This window comes from Streptomyces sp. LBL (genome assembly GCF_029893585.1).
GTDB lineage: Bacteria > Actinomycetota > Actinomycetes > Streptomycetales > Streptomycetaceae > Streptomyces.
In genome coordinates this window covers 23,298-39,403 of record NZ_JARXYX010000033.1, presented here as the reverse complement: position 1 = coordinate 39,403, position 16,106 = coordinate 23,298, and the positions used below count along the sequence as shown (strand labels likewise).

Sequence of the window (16,106 nt, the reverse complement as noted above, 5' to 3'; positions counted from 1 at the left end):
ATCATGCTGAGCCTTGCCGTCCGTTCCCTGCGCCACCGCATCGGCAGCGCGGCCGCCACTCTGGTCGCCCTCGCCGTCGGCGTCATGATCCTTATGTCGATGGGCACTCTGGTCGAGTCCGGCCTGCGCTATTCACCCGCACCCGACAAGTACGCCGCCAGCACCGTTGTGGTGGCCCACCGCGAGATGATCTTCACCTCGAAGGACATCGACGGGGAGATCTCGAAGTCGACGGTGCCCCTGCCCGAAGCGGGAACCGTTCCGGCGGATCTGGTCGACCGGATCCGCGACGTCACCGGGGTGACGAAGGTGGGCACCGAGCCCGCCGCAGGGCATCCCGGCCGGGTGGACACCATCGAGGTGGTCGCCGACGGCCCGAAGGCCATCGCCGAGGTGACCAAGCTCGCCCAGGCCGCCGACGTCGAGGCCTACACGGGCAACGACCGCGGGCTGCTCGAACAGCCTGAGGGCGCCAGCACCCGGGTGCTGCTGATGACGATCGGGGCTACCTTCGGCGGCTACGTCGCCATGCTGATCGTCTTCGTCGTCGCCGGCACGATCGGCCTGTCCATCCGGCACCGCCGCCGCGATCTGGCCCTGCTGCGCGCGGTGGCCGCCACCCCCGGCCAGATCCGCCGGATGCTCGTGGCCGAGTCCACACTGCTGGCCCTGGTGGCCGCGGTGGTCGGTGTCCCCGCCGGGCTGCTGGCCACCGTGTTCGTGCACGACCAGCTGGTCACCCGCGGCTTCGTCGCGGCGACCTTCCCGATGAGCAACGGTCTGCTGCCCGCACTGGCCGCGGTCCTGCTCACGGCGCTGGTGGCCGTCTGCGCGGCGCTGATCGCCGCCCGCAGGGTCACCGGTATCCGCCCGGCCGAGGCCCTCGGCGAGGCCGCGATCGAGCCTCCGCGCAGCGGCAAGGTCCGGCTGGTCTTCGGCCTGCTGACGCTCGTCGGAGCCGGATCGTCCAGCACCTTCGCGGTCGCCGGCGGCGGGCAGACGGCGCTCACGGGCGCGATCGGCATGCTCTACCTGTTCGTTCTCGCGGTCGCCCTGCTCGCGCCGTGGATCAACGGGTTCGCGGCCCGGCTGCTCACCCCGGTACTGCGCACGGTCTTCGGCAGCAGCGGGTACCTGGCCGGCGCCAACCTGCGGGCGAATGCCGGCGGGATGGCCACCGTCCTCACGGCGCTGGTCCTGTCGGTCGGCTTCGGTGGCTCGGTGTGGTTCCTGCAGGACAACCTGCAGCACAGCACGCTCACACAGCACGCCGACGGGACCCTGGCCGACCGCGCGCTGGTCTCACCGGCCGGGCTACCCGCGTCAGCGGCCGCCCGGGTCCGCGCCATCCCCGGCGTCCAGGCCGTCACCCCACTGCGCCACACCTCCGTGCTGGTCCGGATGTTCGGCGACGGCACGCCGGTCGACGCGCTGGCGATCGACCCCCGAGACGCCGCCGAGACGATCGCCCCTGACGTCGTCGAGGGCAGCCTTTCCGCCCTGAACAGCGAGAACATCGCGATCTCTTCGCTGCGGGCCTCCTCACAGAAGTGGAAGCTCGGCGACCGGGTCGAACTGTGGCTAGGCGACGGCACCCCGCTCAACGCCCAGGTCGCGGCGATCTACGACCGCGGTCTCGGCTTCGGCGACGTCATCATGAGCCGATCGACCATCGACGGTCACACCCGCATCAACCTCGACGACCAGCTTCTGATCCGCACGAAACCGGGCACCTCCGTCGAGGGGAACCTCACCCACGTCGCGGCCCGCTACCCCGGCAGCAGCGTGGTCAGCACCGCCGACCTCACCGGCCGGCTCTCCAAGGATCTCGCCCTCGGCGCCTGGCTGAACAAGCTGCTCATCGGCGTCATGGTCGGCTACGCGGCCCTGGCCGCGGCGAACACGATGGTCATGGCCGCGCTGGCCCGCCGCCGCGAGCTCGCCCTGCTGCGGCTCGTCGGCGTCACCCGCCGCCAGATCAAGAACATGGTCCACGCCGAACAGGCCGGGCTCCTCGGTGTAGCCCTGGTCATCGGCGCGAGCATCGCGGCAATCGCCCTCACCCTCGTGGTCAACGCACTGACCGGTACCCCGGTCCCGTACGTGCCGACGCTGGGCTGGATAGCAGTCCTCTGCGGCGCGACGCTGCTGGCCCTGCTCACCACGATCCTGCCGATCGGGCGCCTGCTGCGGGCCTCTCCTCTCGAGCACCTGGGCAGCAAGGAGTAACGGGCACGGAGCGAGCGGAGGGGCCGAGGGCGAGCGGGTCGTGTGCACCGGCCCGTTCCGGCGACTACACATGAGGCCGGCCGTTGGTGTTCGACGGCTTCGCTTCTCACCCAGCGCGGCGGCGGAGGCCGGGGTCGGGTAGCGAGTGAGGAAGTCCAGCGCGATCGGCGACTCCAGTCGGACACCAAGACCGTCCGTCACCCTGATGTCGGCACACTCGCCTTCGACTGCGACGTGCTCCTCACCCCCGACAACGAACTGCGCATCGTCGCCTACACCGCCGCCACCGGCAGCGGCACCGCCGACCGCCTCAAGCTTCTCAACGTCATCGGCACCCAGACCATGACCGCTATTGCGCGATGCGGCCGTGCAGGCCACGCTCGTCGAGCAGGGCGCGGGTCCTGTCGGAGTCGTAGCCGACGTCCAGGCCGCCTCGACCATGACCCGACGCAGCAGCTGGTAGAGGACCAGCAGGGCCCACCCGGGCTCGGCGTGATCGAGGGGCGCCTGCACGGCGCGGCCAGCGGGCTCGCCCACAAGCTGCTGCTGGAGGTACTCGACCAGGGCGACGCGGCCCCCGTGATCGCCGACGAGCTGCGGGCCGGCCGGCGCATTCCGGGGCTCGGCCATCGGCTCTACCCCGGCGAGGACCCACGCGCGCGTGCTCTCTTCGAGCTCCTGGAGGACATCCCCAGGGCCGCCCCAGCACTCGCCGCGGCTCGGGACGTCGTCGCCACCGCGGCCCGCCACACCCCGCTGCACGCCAATGTCGACCTGGCCCTGGCCGTGCTCACCGCTTCCTCCGGCATGCCCGCCACAGCGGGCGAGACGATCTTCGCGGTGGCCCGTACGGCGGGCTGGATCGCCCACGCCCTGGAGGAGTACGGGGAGCGTCCGCTGCGCATGCGCCCGAGCGGCCACTACGTGGGCCCGAGGCCGCCTCAGCCCCTGCCGGAGTACCGGAGTAGCTGAACGCGACCGCCCAGAAGCCACCCGCGCCTCAAGTCAGGTTAGGCTCACCTGTGTGAGTACGTGCTCAACCGCCTCCCGGGACCTCGACGAGCCCATTTCCGGAACAGCGGCCACCGCGACGACCTGGCTGCTGCTGGAACAGCCCGGCCCCTGGGGTGCCAAAGCGCTCACTTCGAGCCACCTGGACCCCGCGCTCGGCCGCGCCCTGGAGGCGGCGGCCAAGGGCACGGGCGTACGGGTCGCACTCATCCGCCGCCCCGGGCGGCACGCCGACAGCGGCCCGCCGACCATACGCCAGGTGTACGTGGCCCACACGGTGCCCGGGAACGGGTGGCTGCGCTCCGCCACGATCCGCGATCCGCGGCGCCTGTCGGACATCGACTTCGCCGCACTTGGCCGTGGGGACCACAGCACCTTCGACTCGGCACTCGGCGGGCGACCCCACACCGGTGATCCGCTCGCCCTCGTGTGCACCAACGGCAAGCGCGACCGCTGCTGCGCCCTCCTCGGCCGCCCCCTCGCGGCGAAGCTGGCCTCCTCCGGTGTCGAGGGCGTATGGGAGGTCACCCATCTGGGTGGGCATCGCTTCTCACCCACGCTGCTCGTCCTGCCGTACGGCTACGCCTACGGCCGGGCCGAGGCCCACGCCGTCAAGGACGTCCTGCACAGCGCCCAGAGGGGCCGGATCGTCGTGGAGGGATGCCGTGGGAACTCCGCCTGGGAGCGCCCCGGCCAGGCGGCCGAGCTGGCCGTGCGCAGGGCCGCGGGCGAGTACGCGGCGGACACGCTGGCCGTGGTCCGCACGGAGGGTGCCGCACCGCGCTGGGAGGTGACCGTCGCCCACACCGACGGACGCCGCTGGCACGTCGTCGTGGCCCAGGGCGCCTCGCTGCCGGCCCGCCCGGAAAGCTGCGGGGCCTCGGTGCTCGGCTCGCCCGCGCGGATGGACGTGGTGGCGGTGCGCGAGCTGACGACCACGATGGCGCTGGTGGGCTGAGGCCGGCGGCGTACACCGAAGGCTTGCCGTTCGTCGGCTGGGCCGTCCCTGCGTCGCTGCTTCCCTGGGCGGACCGTCCTGGCTCTCACATATTGATCAAGTAATCCATGCCACACCCTCAGCGGCAGCTCGGGCCTCCCCACGTACCGTCATGGGTATGAGCCCCGCTCCCCCCGCCCGCCGCCTGCGTCTCGGACTGCCGCGACGCATGTTCTCGCAGGTGCTGCTGATGCAGCTGGCGATCGCAGCGGGAGTCGCGGTGCTCGCGACCGGGCTGTTCCTCGCTCCGCTCAGCGACCAGCTGGACGACCAGGCGATGCGCCGCGCGCTGGCGATCGCACAGACCGCCGCAGCCGAGCCAGGGATCGCCGAGGAGGTCAAGGACACGCTTCCGTCGGCCGACGGGCCCGTCCAGCGGGAGGCGGAGCGGATCCGCAAGGCCACCAAGGCCGAGTACGTCGTGGTGCTGGACCGCCGGGGCGTGCGCTGGTCGCACCCCACTGCGAGCGAGATAGGCAGGACCGTCTCCACCGACCCCAGCCAGGCCCTGGCCGGCAAGGAGGTCATGGAGATCGACAGCGGCACGCTGGGCCGCTCCGCCCGCGGCAAGGTGCCTCTGCGCGACAACGTGGGGAAGATCGTCGGCGCGGTCTCGGTCGGCATCGCGTACGACAGCGTCCGGGCACGGCTGATCCACGCGATCCCGGGACTGTTCGCTTACGCCGGAGGCGCCCTCGCCGTGGGCGCGCTGGCCGCCTGGCTCATCTCCCGCCGGGTCCAGCGGCAGACACGTGACCTGGCCTTCTCGGACATCTCGGGGCTGCTCGCGGAGCGCGAGGCGATGCTGCACGGCATCCGCGAGGGCGTCGTCGCCCTGGACCGCACCGGCCGCGTCCGCCTGCTCAACGACGAGGCACAGCGGCTGCTGGGCATCCGGGACGAGGCCGTCGGCCGCACCCCCGACGAGGCACTCGGTGCGGGCCGTACGGCTGACGTGTTGGCGGGCAGGGTGACCGGCACCGACCTGCTCACCGTGCGCGGCCAACGTGTCCTGGTCGCCAACCGCATGCCCACCGACGACGGGGGTGCGGTCGCGACCCTGCGCGACCGCACCGAACTGGATCAGCTCGGCCGCGAACTCGACTCCACCCGCGGTCTGATCGACGCCCTGCGCGCCCAGGACCACGAACACGCCAACCGCATGCACACGCTCCTCGGGCTGCTCGAACTGGAGATGTACGAGGACGCCGTGGAGTTCGTCGGAGAGGTCGTCGGCGATCACCGAGCCACGGCGGAACAGGTGACCGAGAAGATCCAGGACCCCCTGCTCGCCGCGCTGCTGGTCGGCAAGGCGACCGTCGCCGCCGAGCGTGGAGTGGCGCTGTGGGTCTCGGACGGGACCTGGCTGCCGGACCGGCTGGTCGACCCCGGTGGCCTCGTCACGATCCTCGGCAACCTGCTGGACAATGCGCTGGACGCCGTCGCGGGGACCCAGCACGCGCGCGTGGAGGTCGAACTGCGCACGGAGGGCCGTACCGCCGTCGTCACGGTGCGCGACACAGGACCGGGAATCCCGGAGGAGCACCGCGAGTTGATCTTCACCGAGGGGTGGTCCACGAAGAAGCCACCGGCGCACCGGGAGCGCGGTATCGGACTCTCCCTGGTCCGCAGGCTCGCCGAGCGGCAAGGGGGCATCGCGACCGTCGACGATGCGGGCGGCGGAGGCGCGGAGTTCACCGTCGTCCTGCCCGACGCTCTGGAACCGGAACCGGAACCCGCCCTGACCGCGCCGCCGGCCGCACAGCCCGGCACCGAGGAGGAGTCGTGTTGATCGAGGTCCTGGTCGTGGACGACGACATTCGGGTGGCGCGTGTCAACGCCGCCTATGTGGAGAAGGTGCCGGGCTTCCATGTGGCCGGCGAGGCGCACAGCGCGGCGGAGGCTCTTCGGCAACTGGAGGCGCTGCCGCACGTGGACCTCGTCCTCATGGACCACTACCTGCCCGACGAGACGGGCCTCACGGTCGTCCAGGAGATGCGCCGCCGCGGCCAACAGACCGACGTGATCATGGTGACGGCGGCGCGGGACGTCTCGACCGTGCAGGCAGCGATGCGGCACGGCGCGTTGCAGTACCTGGTCAAGCCGTTCGCCTTCGCGGGCCTGCGCGCCAGGCTGGAGGCGTATGCCGAACTGCGCCGCACCCTCGACGGCGGAGGCGAGGCGGAACAGGCCGAGGTGGACCGCATCTTCGGCGCCCTGTCCGCGCCGTCGGAACCCGAACTGCCCAAAGGGCACTCCCCCACCACGGCGGAGCTGGTCCGCCGCTCCCTGATGAACGCCGAAGGCCCCCTGTCGGCCCAGGAGATCGCCGAGCGGACCGGCGTGAGCCGCCAGACCGCCCAGCGCTATCTGAAGCTCCTGGAGCGCACGGGGCGGGCTCGCCTGACCCTCAAGTACGGTGACGCGGGCCGCCCGGAACACCGCTACGTGTGGGCGACCCGCGCCTGAGGGCACGGCCCGTGGGGGCGGGGAAGGAACCATGCCCGCCCTACATACGGATGCCGGCCCGCCTTCTTCACAGACTCGGGTGTGCAGGTCTTGCTCACGTCCACCTTGGCGTTCCGGATGGTGGGGTTGAACGCCTTGACCACCTTGTCAACTGTTGCGGGACTTCCGCGGACATCACGCCGTCCTTGGCGAACCTCGGCAACGTGTTCTGCTGACCTCGACCCGACGGCACCCTGGGCCTGGAGACGAGCGCCGTCTCGGCCTGGACGCGGGCGGGTGCGCTCAGCAGCCCGGCACGAGCCCTCCGCGTCGAAGGAGCCGAGCCGCTGAGTGAGTATCACGGGCAGACGGATGACCTTGTCCAGGCCATCCACCAGAAGCGTCAGCGTGTCGACTCGCCGCAGCCCCATGGGCCGACGACCGCCACGCACTCCCCTCCCGCCGGACCGTGAGATCGAGTCCCCGGACGGCGGTGAGTAACCCCCCGACAGGGTCCACAACGTCTTCCTCGCGCCCCGCAGCAGTCGTACGACGCCGAAGGATCCAGTCGTACGACACCGAGGACCCGTACGCCGAAGAAGGCGCCGATCTACACGGCCCCCGCCCCGGTCAGCGACCGCACCTCGGTCTCAGCGTGCTTGGCCTCGTCGGGCAGTTCCGCCGACGTGACCGTGCCGAACCAGCCCGCGACGAAGCCCAGCGGGATCGAGACGAGCCCGGGGTTCTGCAGCGGGAAGTACTGGAAGTCGACGTCGGGGAACAGTGACTCCGGGCTGCCGGAAACCACCGGTGAAAGCACCACGAGCAGCATGGCCGGGATCAGCCCCCCGTAGACGGACCAGACTGCGCCGCGTGTGGTGAAGCCGCGCCAGAACAGCGAGTAGAGCAGCACCGGCAGGTTGGCGGACGCGGCGACCGCGAACGCGAGGCCCACCAGGAACGCCACGTTGAGATCCCGCGCCAGCAGCCCCAGGGCGATCGCCACCACGCCGATACCGACCGCGGCGGCACGGGCCACGGCCACCTCGCTGCGCGGCTTGGTGTGCCGGCGACGCAGCGAGGCGTACAGGTCGTGGGCCACCGACGCCGAGGAGGCCAGCGTGATCCCCGCGACCACGGCCAGGATCGTGGCGAAGGCGACCGCGGCGACGATCGCGAAGAGAAGCGTCCCTCCCGTGGAGTCGACCCCGCCACCCAGGTCCAGCGCGAGCAGCGGAACGGCGGTGTTCCCCGCCGCGTTCGATCCACGTACGGCGTCCGGTCCCACGATGGCCGCCGCACCGAACCCGAGAACGATCGTCATCAGATAGAAGCCGCCGATGAGCCCGATCGACCAGACCACCGAACGCCGTGCGGCCCGCGCGGTGGGCACGGTGTAGAAGCGGGACAGAATGTGCGGCAGCCCGGCGGTGCCCAGCACCAGCGCGAGCCCCAGGCTGATGAAATCCAACCGGGCCGTCCAGTCCCCGCCGTACCTCAGGCCGGGAACCAAGAACGCCTTGCCGTGACCGCTGCGCTCGGCCGCCGTGAGCAGCAACTGGTTGAAGTCGCCGTGGAATCGCACCAGGACGAGCACGGTCAGCGCGATGGTGCCGCCGAGCAGCAGGACCGCCTTGACGATCTGGATCCAGGTGGTGGCCCGCATCCCGCCCAACGACACATAGATCACCATGAGCGCGCCGACTCCGATGACCGTCCAGGACTGCGCCGCCTCGTTGGTGTTTCCGAGGAGCAGCGCGACCAGACTGCCCGCGCCCACCATCTGCGCCACCAGATACAGAACGGACACGGTGACCGAGGAGGTTCCCGCCGCGATCCGCACCGGCCGCTCGCTCATCCGTGCCGCGACCACGTCGGCGAGCGTGAACCGTCCGCAGTTGCGCACCAGTTCGGCGACCAGGAACAGCACCACGAGCCAGGCCACCAGGAACCCCACCGAATACAGCAACCCGTCGTACCCGTACAGGGCGATAAGTCCCGAGATCCCGAGGAAGGAAGCGGCCGACATGTAGTCGCCCGCGATGGCAAAACCATTCTCTATCGGGGAGAAGAGCCGACCGCCCGCGTAGAACTCCTCCGCCGAACCCTGCCGTTGCCGGCTCACCCACGTCGTGATCCCCAGGGTGACAGCGACGAACGCACTGAACAGCAGCAAGGCCAGCGTCTGATGGTTGCCCGTCACGACACACCGCCCCGGATGCCACGCGTCAGTTCCTGGGTGTCCCACCGCAGTTCGAGGGCCGCCCGGTCCCGGCGCAGCCTGGCATGCCGGGCATACGCCCAGGTGAGCAGGAAGGTCGTGAGGAACTGCCCGAGCCCTGCCAGCATCGCCACGTTCACGGCGCCCGCCACGGGCCGCGCCATCAGCGTGGGCGCGGTCGTGGCTGTCACCACGTAGGCCACGTACCAGACGAAGAACCCCGCGCCCGCCGGCACCACGAACCTCCGGTACCGCCTTCGCACCTCCTGAAAGGCGTCACTTCGCTGCACCTCCAGGTACACGTCGGCCGCGGCTGCGGCCGGGGCGTCGTACTCCCGCGCCGACGAGTCAGCGGACCCAGATGTCCGGGTACCCGCCGACTCGCCCCAGCCGGAGGCGAGTGCGTCGTACCAGGGGTCGTCGTATTTCACACCCTCGGTTGCCTCCGCGGACGCCGGATCATGAACGTCATGGTCGTCGAACCAACTCTCGGCACCACCGCCGCCTCCGCGGGGGCGACCATTGCTTGACTGCATGCTCAAGGATGGACAGAACGGGAAGATCCCTGACTCTTCTTCTCCACGCTCTTCACTCCATCAGGTGACTCAGCCAGCCGGCGGCCGCACCAGGCCCTTCGCGTATGCGTAACGCACCGCCTGCGCTCGGTCCTTGAGCCCCGTCTTGGCGAAGAGGTTGTTGATGTGGGTCTTCACGGTCGCCGTGGACACATGCAGCCTGTGGGCGATCTCCTGGTTGCTGAGTCCGTCCGCGATCAGGAGCAGCACCTCCGTCTCCCGTGTGGTGAGCCCGTCCGGCGGCTCGACGGGCGCTGTCGGCTGCGGCTCGGGAGCCGACAGTCGTTCCAGTAGCCGCCGTTGGATGCTCGGGGACAGCCCCGCGTCCCCGGACAGCACGCTCCGCACGGCCCGCACGATCTCGTCACCCCCCGCGTCCTTGGTCAGATAGCCACGCGCCCCCGCTCTCAGAGCAGGGAAGAGCGACTCGTCGTCCGCGAATGTCGTGAGTACCACCACCTGCGTCCCGGGATATTGCGCCCGGATACGCCTGGTCGCCTCCACCCCGTCGCAACGGGGCATGCGCAGGTCCATCAGCGCCACGTCCGGAGCGAGTTCGGCGACGAGCCGCACCGCCTCGTCCCCGTCCCCCGCGGAGCCGACGACCTCGATTCCGGGGAGCAGCCCGAGCAGCATCACGATTCCCTCGCGGACCACGGTCTGGTCGTCCACGACCACCACCCGCGCCGGGAACTGCGCCTCCTCCGTCATACGGGCACCTTCAGCGACACCACGAACCCCTCCTCGTCCGGCCCGGCCTCCAGCGACCCGCCCAGCAGCTCGGCGCGCTCGCGCATACCCAGCAGACCGTACCCGGAGCCCGCTGCGGCGAGGTCGCCCGGCGACCCGCCCGAATCGCGTACGACCAGCGTCACCTGATGCTCTCCGTACTCGAGCCGCATCCGTACTTTGGCCCCGGGAGCGTGCTTGCGGACATTGGTCAGCGCCTCTTGGGCCACCCTGCGCACGGCCTGGGACGCCTCTGCCGGTAGGGGTCTGCGGTCACCCGTAATGGTGGTTTCGGCGCCCTCGGCCGCACTGACCATCTGGGTGAGGAAGTCCTCCAGCGGGGTCAGCTCGCCACGAAGCGCCGACAGCGCCTGGCGGGTCTCGGAGAGACCGTCGCGGGCCATGCCGCGTGCCGCCACGACCCGTTCGAGGATCTGCTCCCGGTCGGCACCCTGCTCGATCAGCAGTCGGGCCGCCTCCAAGTGCACGAGCTGCGCCGAGAGGCTGTGCGCCAGCACGTCATGGATCTCCCGAGCGATGCGGGCCCGCTCTGCCAGTGCCGCAGACTCCGCCTCGGCAGCCCGCGCGGCCCGCTCCTGCGCGAGCAACTGCTGGGACTTGCCACGGGCCTCGGCATCCAGCCGCAGCACGTATCCGGCGAGGGCGAGCCCGGCCGTCGTGGCTGCGGTGGTCAGCCATACGTCGTCGTTGACCGCGGCGTACGAAGCGAGGGCGACCGAGGCAACGGGCAGGGCGGCCGCGACGGGCAGTCGCTCCAGAGCGGTGACCGCGCACCCGCACCAGAGCACGAGGGCGGGGACTCTGAAGCCCGCCACCTGGGCGACGACCGCGATCCCCAGCAGCGGGGTCATGAGCGCCAGGGACGGCAGGAGCCGGTGCGCGAGGGTCGTGCGATAGAGGGCCCAGGCGAGGAAGGCGGCCAGCAGAACGCCCGACACGGCTGCGAGCGCACCCCAGCCGTGCACGTGACTGCCGGTGAAGGCACCCCAGAGCAGCATGCCGAGGACCAGCCCTCGCACCACCCAGCTGAGCACTCGCCGCGCGCCCGAGGACTCCGCGCGTCCGAGTGCCTCGCGTGAAGGCCAGCGTGTCCAGGAGTTCTCCGTCACACACGTTCCTTCCACGTGGGCCGGGACATGCTGTCCCGGTGCTCCGTGCCCGTCGCGGCAGCCGGAGCCGGGCGCAGGGACTGGGCCCGCCAGGCCAGGGTTCCGGAGCGGACCAGCAGAGTGCCCGCCAGAGCGAGCAGCAGTGCGGAGGAGTCCTGGTGGAGACCGAATGCCGCGCCGAGTGTGAAGAGGCCGACGCGCAGTCCGATGCCGACGGCCCAGACTCCCCCGCTCGCCTTGGTGCTCCTGCTCCACACCGCACCGTCCGGCTCCACCCACATGCGGGTCGTCCAGGCCCAGGCGGCTCCGGTGGCAAGGCCGGTGAGCAGCTCGGCGATCAGCAGGCCGACCGACGCTGTCTGGTGGTGAGCGTCCACTATCTCCGGCTCACGGAGCGCCACGACGCCCAGGACCACGGGCAGGAGCCACCAACGCCTCTCGGTGTCGATCCGGCTCGGACGGAACTGCCGGACGATCACCAGGACAACCACGGCCACGATCACCAACGTGTTGACGATCCCGGGCATCACAGCCTCCGTAGCGAAGAAGGGCGAGATGGACAGCGAGCGCTGCCGACGCCTTCGACGCTACGGAAATCAACGGGTCGGGAGATCGGAGCCGGGGTGGATCATGGGTGGATCCCCGCCACCGGCACGTCCACCCGTGGGTGGAGAGCCCCTGGCCCGACAACCCGGACATCAGACGACCGGGCCCACACCACCTGTCCGGCGCCGAGCATCCGTCGCCTGTCCGCCCCCACCACCTCGCCGACTGGGCCGGCGCCGCTTTCCGCCGACGGGCCTACTGAACCAACCCACCCAAGCCGACCCGACGCCACACCCGCCCGCTCCCCCAGGGCCAAGCGATGCGGCTACGCGTCGATACGCGACCGATCCAGCGTCGCCGCCGAGCCGGAGATGAACTCCTTGCGGGGTGCCACGTCGTTGCCCATCAACAAATCGAAGACCTGCTCGGCGGCCTCCAGATCGGCGAGGTTGATCCGGCGCAGGGTGCGGTGACGCGGATCCATGGTCGTCTCGGCCAGCTGGTCGGCATCCATCTCACCGAGACCCTTGTACCGCTGGATGGAGTCCTTGTACCGGACCCCCTTGCTCTGGAACTCCAGCAGCTTGTCGCGCAGCTCACGGTCCGAGTACGTGTACACGTACTTGTCCTGGCCCTTCTTCGGCTGGATCACCTCGATGCGGTGCAACGGCGGCACCGCGGCGAACACCCGGCCGGCCTCGACCATGGGCCGCATGTAGCGCTGGAACAGGGTCAGGAGCAGGCACCGGATGTGCGAGCCGTCGACGTCGGCGTCGGTCATCATGATGATCTTGCCGTAGCGAGCCGCATCGATGTCGAACGTGCGTCCGGAACCCGCTCCTATGACCTGGATGATCGCGCCGCACTCGACGTTCTTCAGCATGTCCGTGACAGACGACTTCTGAACGTTGAGGATCTTGCCGCGGATCGGCAGCAGCGCCTGGAACTCCGAGTTCCGGGCGAGCTTCGCCGTACCGAGCGCGGAGTCACCCTCGACGATGAACAGCTCGCTGCGGTCCACGTCGTCACTGCGGCAGTCGGCGAGCTTGGCGGGCAGCGACGACGACTCCAGGGCCGTCTTCCTGCGCTGGGCGTCCTTGTGCTGACGCGCTGCGATACGCGTCCGGGCGGCGGAGACCGCTTTCTCCATGACCACTCGGGCCTGAGCGGCCGCATCGCGCTTCGTGGACGTGAGAAACGCCTTGAGCTCCTTGGAGATCACGGTGCTCACGATCCTGCGGGCGGCGGAGGTACCGAGGACCTCCTTGGTCTGCCCCTCGAACTGAGGCTCGGCGAGGCGGACGGTGACGACCGCGGTCAGGCCCTCGAGGGCGTCGTCCTTGACGATGTCGTCCTCGGCGACGCGCAGCATTTTCTTCGCGCGCAGCACCTCGTTCATCGTCTTGGCGATGGCCTGTTCGAAGCCGGCGACATGCGTGCCGCCCTTGGGAGTGGCGATGATGTTGACGAACGACTTGAGGGTCGTGTCGTAGCCGGTGCCCCAGCGCATCGCGACGTCCACACCGAGCTCACGGGTGACCTCGGTGGGCGTCATCTGGCCGTGGTCGTCGAGGACCGGGACGGTTTCCTTGAAGATGCCCTGGCCGGAGAGGCGGAGGACGTCGCAGACCGGCTTGTCGGTGGCCAGGTACTCGCAGAACTCGCTGATTCCACCGTCGAAGCGGAACGACTCCTCGCCCTTGCTGCCACCCTCACCGAGGCCGTATTCGTCGCGGACGACGATGGTCAGGCCAGGTACCAGGAACGCGGTCTGCCGGGCCCGCTGGTGCAGGTTCTCCAGGGAGAGCTTGGCGTCCTTGAGGAAAATCTGCCGGTCGGCCCAGTACCGCACACGGGTACCCGTGCGGGTCGTGGGGATCTTCTTGGCTTTGCGCAGGCCGCTCTTGGCCTCGAACTTGGCATCGGGGCCCATCACGGCGAAGGCGCCAGGCGTACCACGCCGGAAGCTGATGGCGTGCGTGTGGCCGCTGCGATCCACCTCGATGTCGAGACGGGCCGACAGGGCGTTCACGACTGACGCGCCCACGCCGTGCAGACCGCCGGAGGCCGCGTACGAGCCGCCGCCGAACTTGCCGCCGGCGTGCAGCTTGGTCATCACGACCTCGACACCGGAGAGGCCCGTCTTGGGTTCGACGTCGACCGGGATGCCCCGACCATTGTCCCGGACCTCGACCGAGCCGTCGTCGTGGAGGATCACCTCGATGTGGTCGCAGTAACCGCCCAGGGCCTCGTCGACGGAGTTGTCGATGATCTCCCACAGGCAGTGCATCAGGCCACGGCTGTCCGTGGACCCGATGTACATGCCCGGGCGCTTGCGCACGGCTTCGAGCCCTTCAAGGACGAGCAGGTGCCGCGCGGTGTAGTTGGAACCGTCCCGGTCTGCTCCTGCCAGCAGTGCTGTGGACGGCACGGACGTTTCGGCGGTCACGCGGTTCGCTCCTCGCTGAATTTCAGGTGGGGCCCTTCTGGGTAAGGGCACGGCTTCGGTCGCCGCTCAGAGAGTACCGAGGCCTGGTAGAGCCGATGTAACGCCACCCTCATCTGAACTCACACTAGTCCACGGTCGTATGCTTGTTCGATCCCTCGATGGAGTGAAGTACATATCACGTTCCCTTCCAGGCATGAACCATTTAGGCTCCGGGCACGTCCTCATGAACAACCGGCAATCCAGCCGGGAGGACCGACCCCGACCGACAGTGCGAACCCGTAAGACACGAAGACACGCAATACGGCACATTCGCCGCCAACCGGCAACAGACAGCCGCCCGGAGAGATTTTTTCCAGGAAAAGCCACGAGCGGGAACGTTTTCGGGCTGGTTGGATGTTGACCCTGGTACGACAGCTCGTCGAGCTAGAGAAGAGGCGACGTGACTACTGTTCTGACCCCCGCGAGCCCACTGACGGCCGCCGATCGGTGCGACCGCTGCGGCGCTCAGGCATACCTGCGCGTCGTCCTGCTGAGCGGCGGAGAACTGCTCTTCTGCGCCCACCATGGCCGCAAGTTCGAGCCGGAACTCAAGAAGATCGCCGCTGAGATACAGGACGAGACGGAGCGACTGACGGCCGCTCCCGAATCCGCCTCCGAAGAAGAGCGCTGATACTCGCGTCCCACGACGAGCCAGCTCCGGCACAGGCCGGTTGACGGGCGGGTGCCCCTCCTCAGAGGGGCACCCGCCCGTGCTTGCACCAGGCGCGCTCTCAGCCGGCGCCGGACGCCGTTCCATGGCCTCCAGTGCCGGCAGCACTGCGACCCCAGCCCAGCACCCTCAGGGCGTCGGACACCCGCGTATAGACGCCAGGGCTCCCAGCGCGGCCACAGCCGCTCCCCCAGGACACGAGCCCGATCACCTTCCCCCGGGCGACCAGCGGCCCCCCGCTGTCCCCCTGACAGGCATCGCGGCCGCCTACCTCCTCCCCCGCGCACAGCATGGTGTCGGAGAGGTACCTACCGCCGGTAGCGCCGGGGTAGGCCTGCTCGCACAGCGCGTCAGACAGCACATGCACCTGGGTGGCCCGCAGGCTGTGCTCATAGTCCCCGCCGCCGGTGGCGTCACCCCAGCCGTACACCACGGCTGTCGTTCCCGGTTCGTACGCCGTATCGCCGGCCGCCGCCATGGCGAGGACCGAGCCCTGGGGCAGCGGCTCGGCAAGGGTGAGCACAGCGAAGTCCCCGGAGTTGCTCATATCGTTGTAGTTCGGGTTCACCCAGGTATCGCGTACGGAGACCTCCTGCCCCTCGTTCGAGAGGAGGTCGGTACGGCCCGCGATGACCTTGAAGTCGCGCACGCTGTCCGGTGTACCGCCGAGGACGTCCTCGCCCAGACAGTGGGCCGCGGTGAGCACGGTGGACCGGTCGACGGCCACACCGCCGCAGAACTGCCCCGCGCGTGCACCCCCGAACCGGTCACGACTGGACAGCGCCACCACCCACGGACTCTCGGACACGTCGACCGGGAAACCTCCGACGACGATGCTGTCGGCGCCCACAGGGGCGGCGGAGGCGAGCGACAGGGTAACTGCGGCGGTCGCCAGCACCAACGGCCGGGTCACTGCCCGGGCCATACGATTTCGCATGCGTGTTCCTCACTCCGGGAGGTTGAACAGACACCCAGAGTCATACACGGCACCGTTCCCCGCAGCACGGACCAGGCAGTCGCGCGGCACAGCGAAGGCCCGGTCCCCCGCGGTGGGGGCCGGAC

12 protein-coding genes and 3 pseudogenes are annotated in these 16,106 nt (G+C 69.8%); 7 read left to right on the top strand and 8 right to left on the bottom strand.

Going from position 1 to position 16,106, the window contains the following annotated elements; translation table 11 throughout:
* The first annotated feature begins 3 nt into the window (after positions 1-3).
* From M2271_RS32875 to M2271_RS32850, 6 genes and pseudogenes are all read left to right on the top strand, one after another.
* A complete protein-coding gene (locus tag M2271_RS32875; protein ID WP_280891053.1) occupies positions 4-2,229 on the top strand; it encodes an ABC transporter permease in 2,226 nt (741 codons plus the stop codon).
* Positions 2,230-2,271: 42 nt separating this feature from the next.
* Positions 2,272-2,538: pseudogene (locus M2271_RS32870) on the top strand (hypothetical protein); the annotation flags it as partial.
* Positions 2,539-2,712: 174 nt separating this feature from the next.
* Positions 2,713-3,201: pseudogene (locus M2271_RS32865) on the top strand (citrate/2-methylcitrate synthase); the annotation flags it as partial.
* A gap of 52 nt (positions 3,202-3,253) precedes the next feature.
* On the top strand, positions 3,254-4,198 hold the full coding sequence (locus M2271_RS32860; RefSeq protein ID WP_280891052.1) for a sucrase ferredoxin: 945 nt from the start codon (positions 3,254-3,256) through the stop codon (positions 4,196-4,198).
* Positions 4,199-4,355: 157 nt separating this feature from the next.
* Complete coding sequence (locus M2271_RS32855; RefSeq protein WP_280891051.1) at positions 4,356-6,029, top strand: sensor histidine kinase; 1,674 nt, start codon at positions 4,356-4,358, stop codon at positions 6,027-6,029.
* Positions 6,026-6,706 carry a response regulator gene (locus M2271_RS32850; protein ID WP_280891117.1) on the top strand — a complete coding sequence of 227 codons (681 nt, stop codon included), beginning with the start codon at positions 6,026-6,028 and terminating at the stop codon, positions 6,704-6,706. Before M2271_RS32855 ends, M2271_RS32850 begins: the two co-directional genes overlap by 4 nt.
* A 59-nt stretch (positions 6,707-6,765) precedes the next feature.
* Here the strand turns inward: M2271_RS32850 and M2271_RS32845 are convergent.
* The 7 genes and pseudogenes from M2271_RS32845 to M2271_RS32815 form a co-directional block, all read right to left on the bottom strand.
* Positions 6,766-6,917, bottom strand: a pseudogene (locus M2271_RS32845) (ABC transporter substrate-binding protein); the annotation flags it as partial.
* Positions 6,918-7,295: 378 nt separating this feature from the next.
* Positions 7,296-8,888 carry a cation acetate symporter gene (locus M2271_RS32840; RefSeq protein WP_280891050.1) on the bottom strand — a complete coding sequence of 531 codons (1,593 nt, stop codon included), beginning with the start codon at positions 8,886-8,888 and terminating at the stop codon, positions 7,296-7,298.
* Complete coding sequence (locus tag M2271_RS32835; protein WP_280891116.1) at positions 8,885-9,442, bottom strand: DUF485 domain-containing protein; 558 nt, start codon at positions 9,440-9,442, stop codon at positions 8,885-8,887. Before M2271_RS32835 ends, M2271_RS32840 begins: the two co-directional genes overlap by 4 nt.
* Before the next feature lie 69 nt (positions 9,443-9,511).
* Positions 9,512-10,192 carry a response regulator transcription factor gene (locus M2271_RS32830; protein ID WP_280891049.1) on the bottom strand — a complete coding sequence of 227 codons (681 nt, stop codon included), beginning with the start codon at positions 10,190-10,192 and terminating at the stop codon, positions 9,512-9,514.
* Positions 10,189-11,340, bottom strand: coding sequence for a histidine kinase (locus M2271_RS32825; protein ID WP_280891048.1), 1,152 nt, complete (start codon positions 11,338-11,340; stop codon positions 10,189-10,191). Before M2271_RS32825 ends, M2271_RS32830 begins: the two co-directional genes overlap by 4 nt.
* Positions 11,337-11,867, bottom strand: a complete 531-nt coding sequence (locus M2271_RS32820) for a DUF1453 domain-containing protein (protein ID WP_280891047.1) — start codon at positions 11,865-11,867, stop codon at positions 11,337-11,339. The genes M2271_RS32825 and M2271_RS32820 overlap by 4 nt, the downstream gene beginning before the upstream one ends.
* A gap of 344 nt (positions 11,868-12,211) precedes the next feature.
* Complete coding sequence (locus tag M2271_RS32815; RefSeq protein ID WP_280891046.1) at positions 12,212-14,335, bottom strand: DNA topoisomerase IV subunit B; 2,124 nt, start codon at positions 14,333-14,335, stop codon at positions 12,212-12,214.
* A 439-nt stretch (positions 14,336-14,774) separates the two neighbouring features.
* On the opposite strand from M2271_RS32815, the gene M2271_RS32810 reads away from it, so the two are divergent.
* Positions 14,775-15,005 (top strand): hypothetical protein, encoded by a 231-nt coding sequence (locus tag M2271_RS32810; RefSeq protein ID WP_280891045.1) that lies wholly within the window; start codon positions 14,775-14,777, stop codon positions 15,003-15,005.
* A gap of 100 nt (positions 15,006-15,105) precedes the next feature.
* Here M2271_RS32810 and M2271_RS32805 read toward each other — a convergent pair whose 3' ends face one another.
* Positions 15,106-15,981: a serine protease gene (locus M2271_RS32805; RefSeq protein ID WP_280891044.1), complete on the bottom strand. Its 876-nt coding sequence runs from the start codon at positions 15,979-15,981 to the stop codon at positions 15,106-15,108.
* Positions 15,982-16,106: the final 125 nt, after the last annotated feature.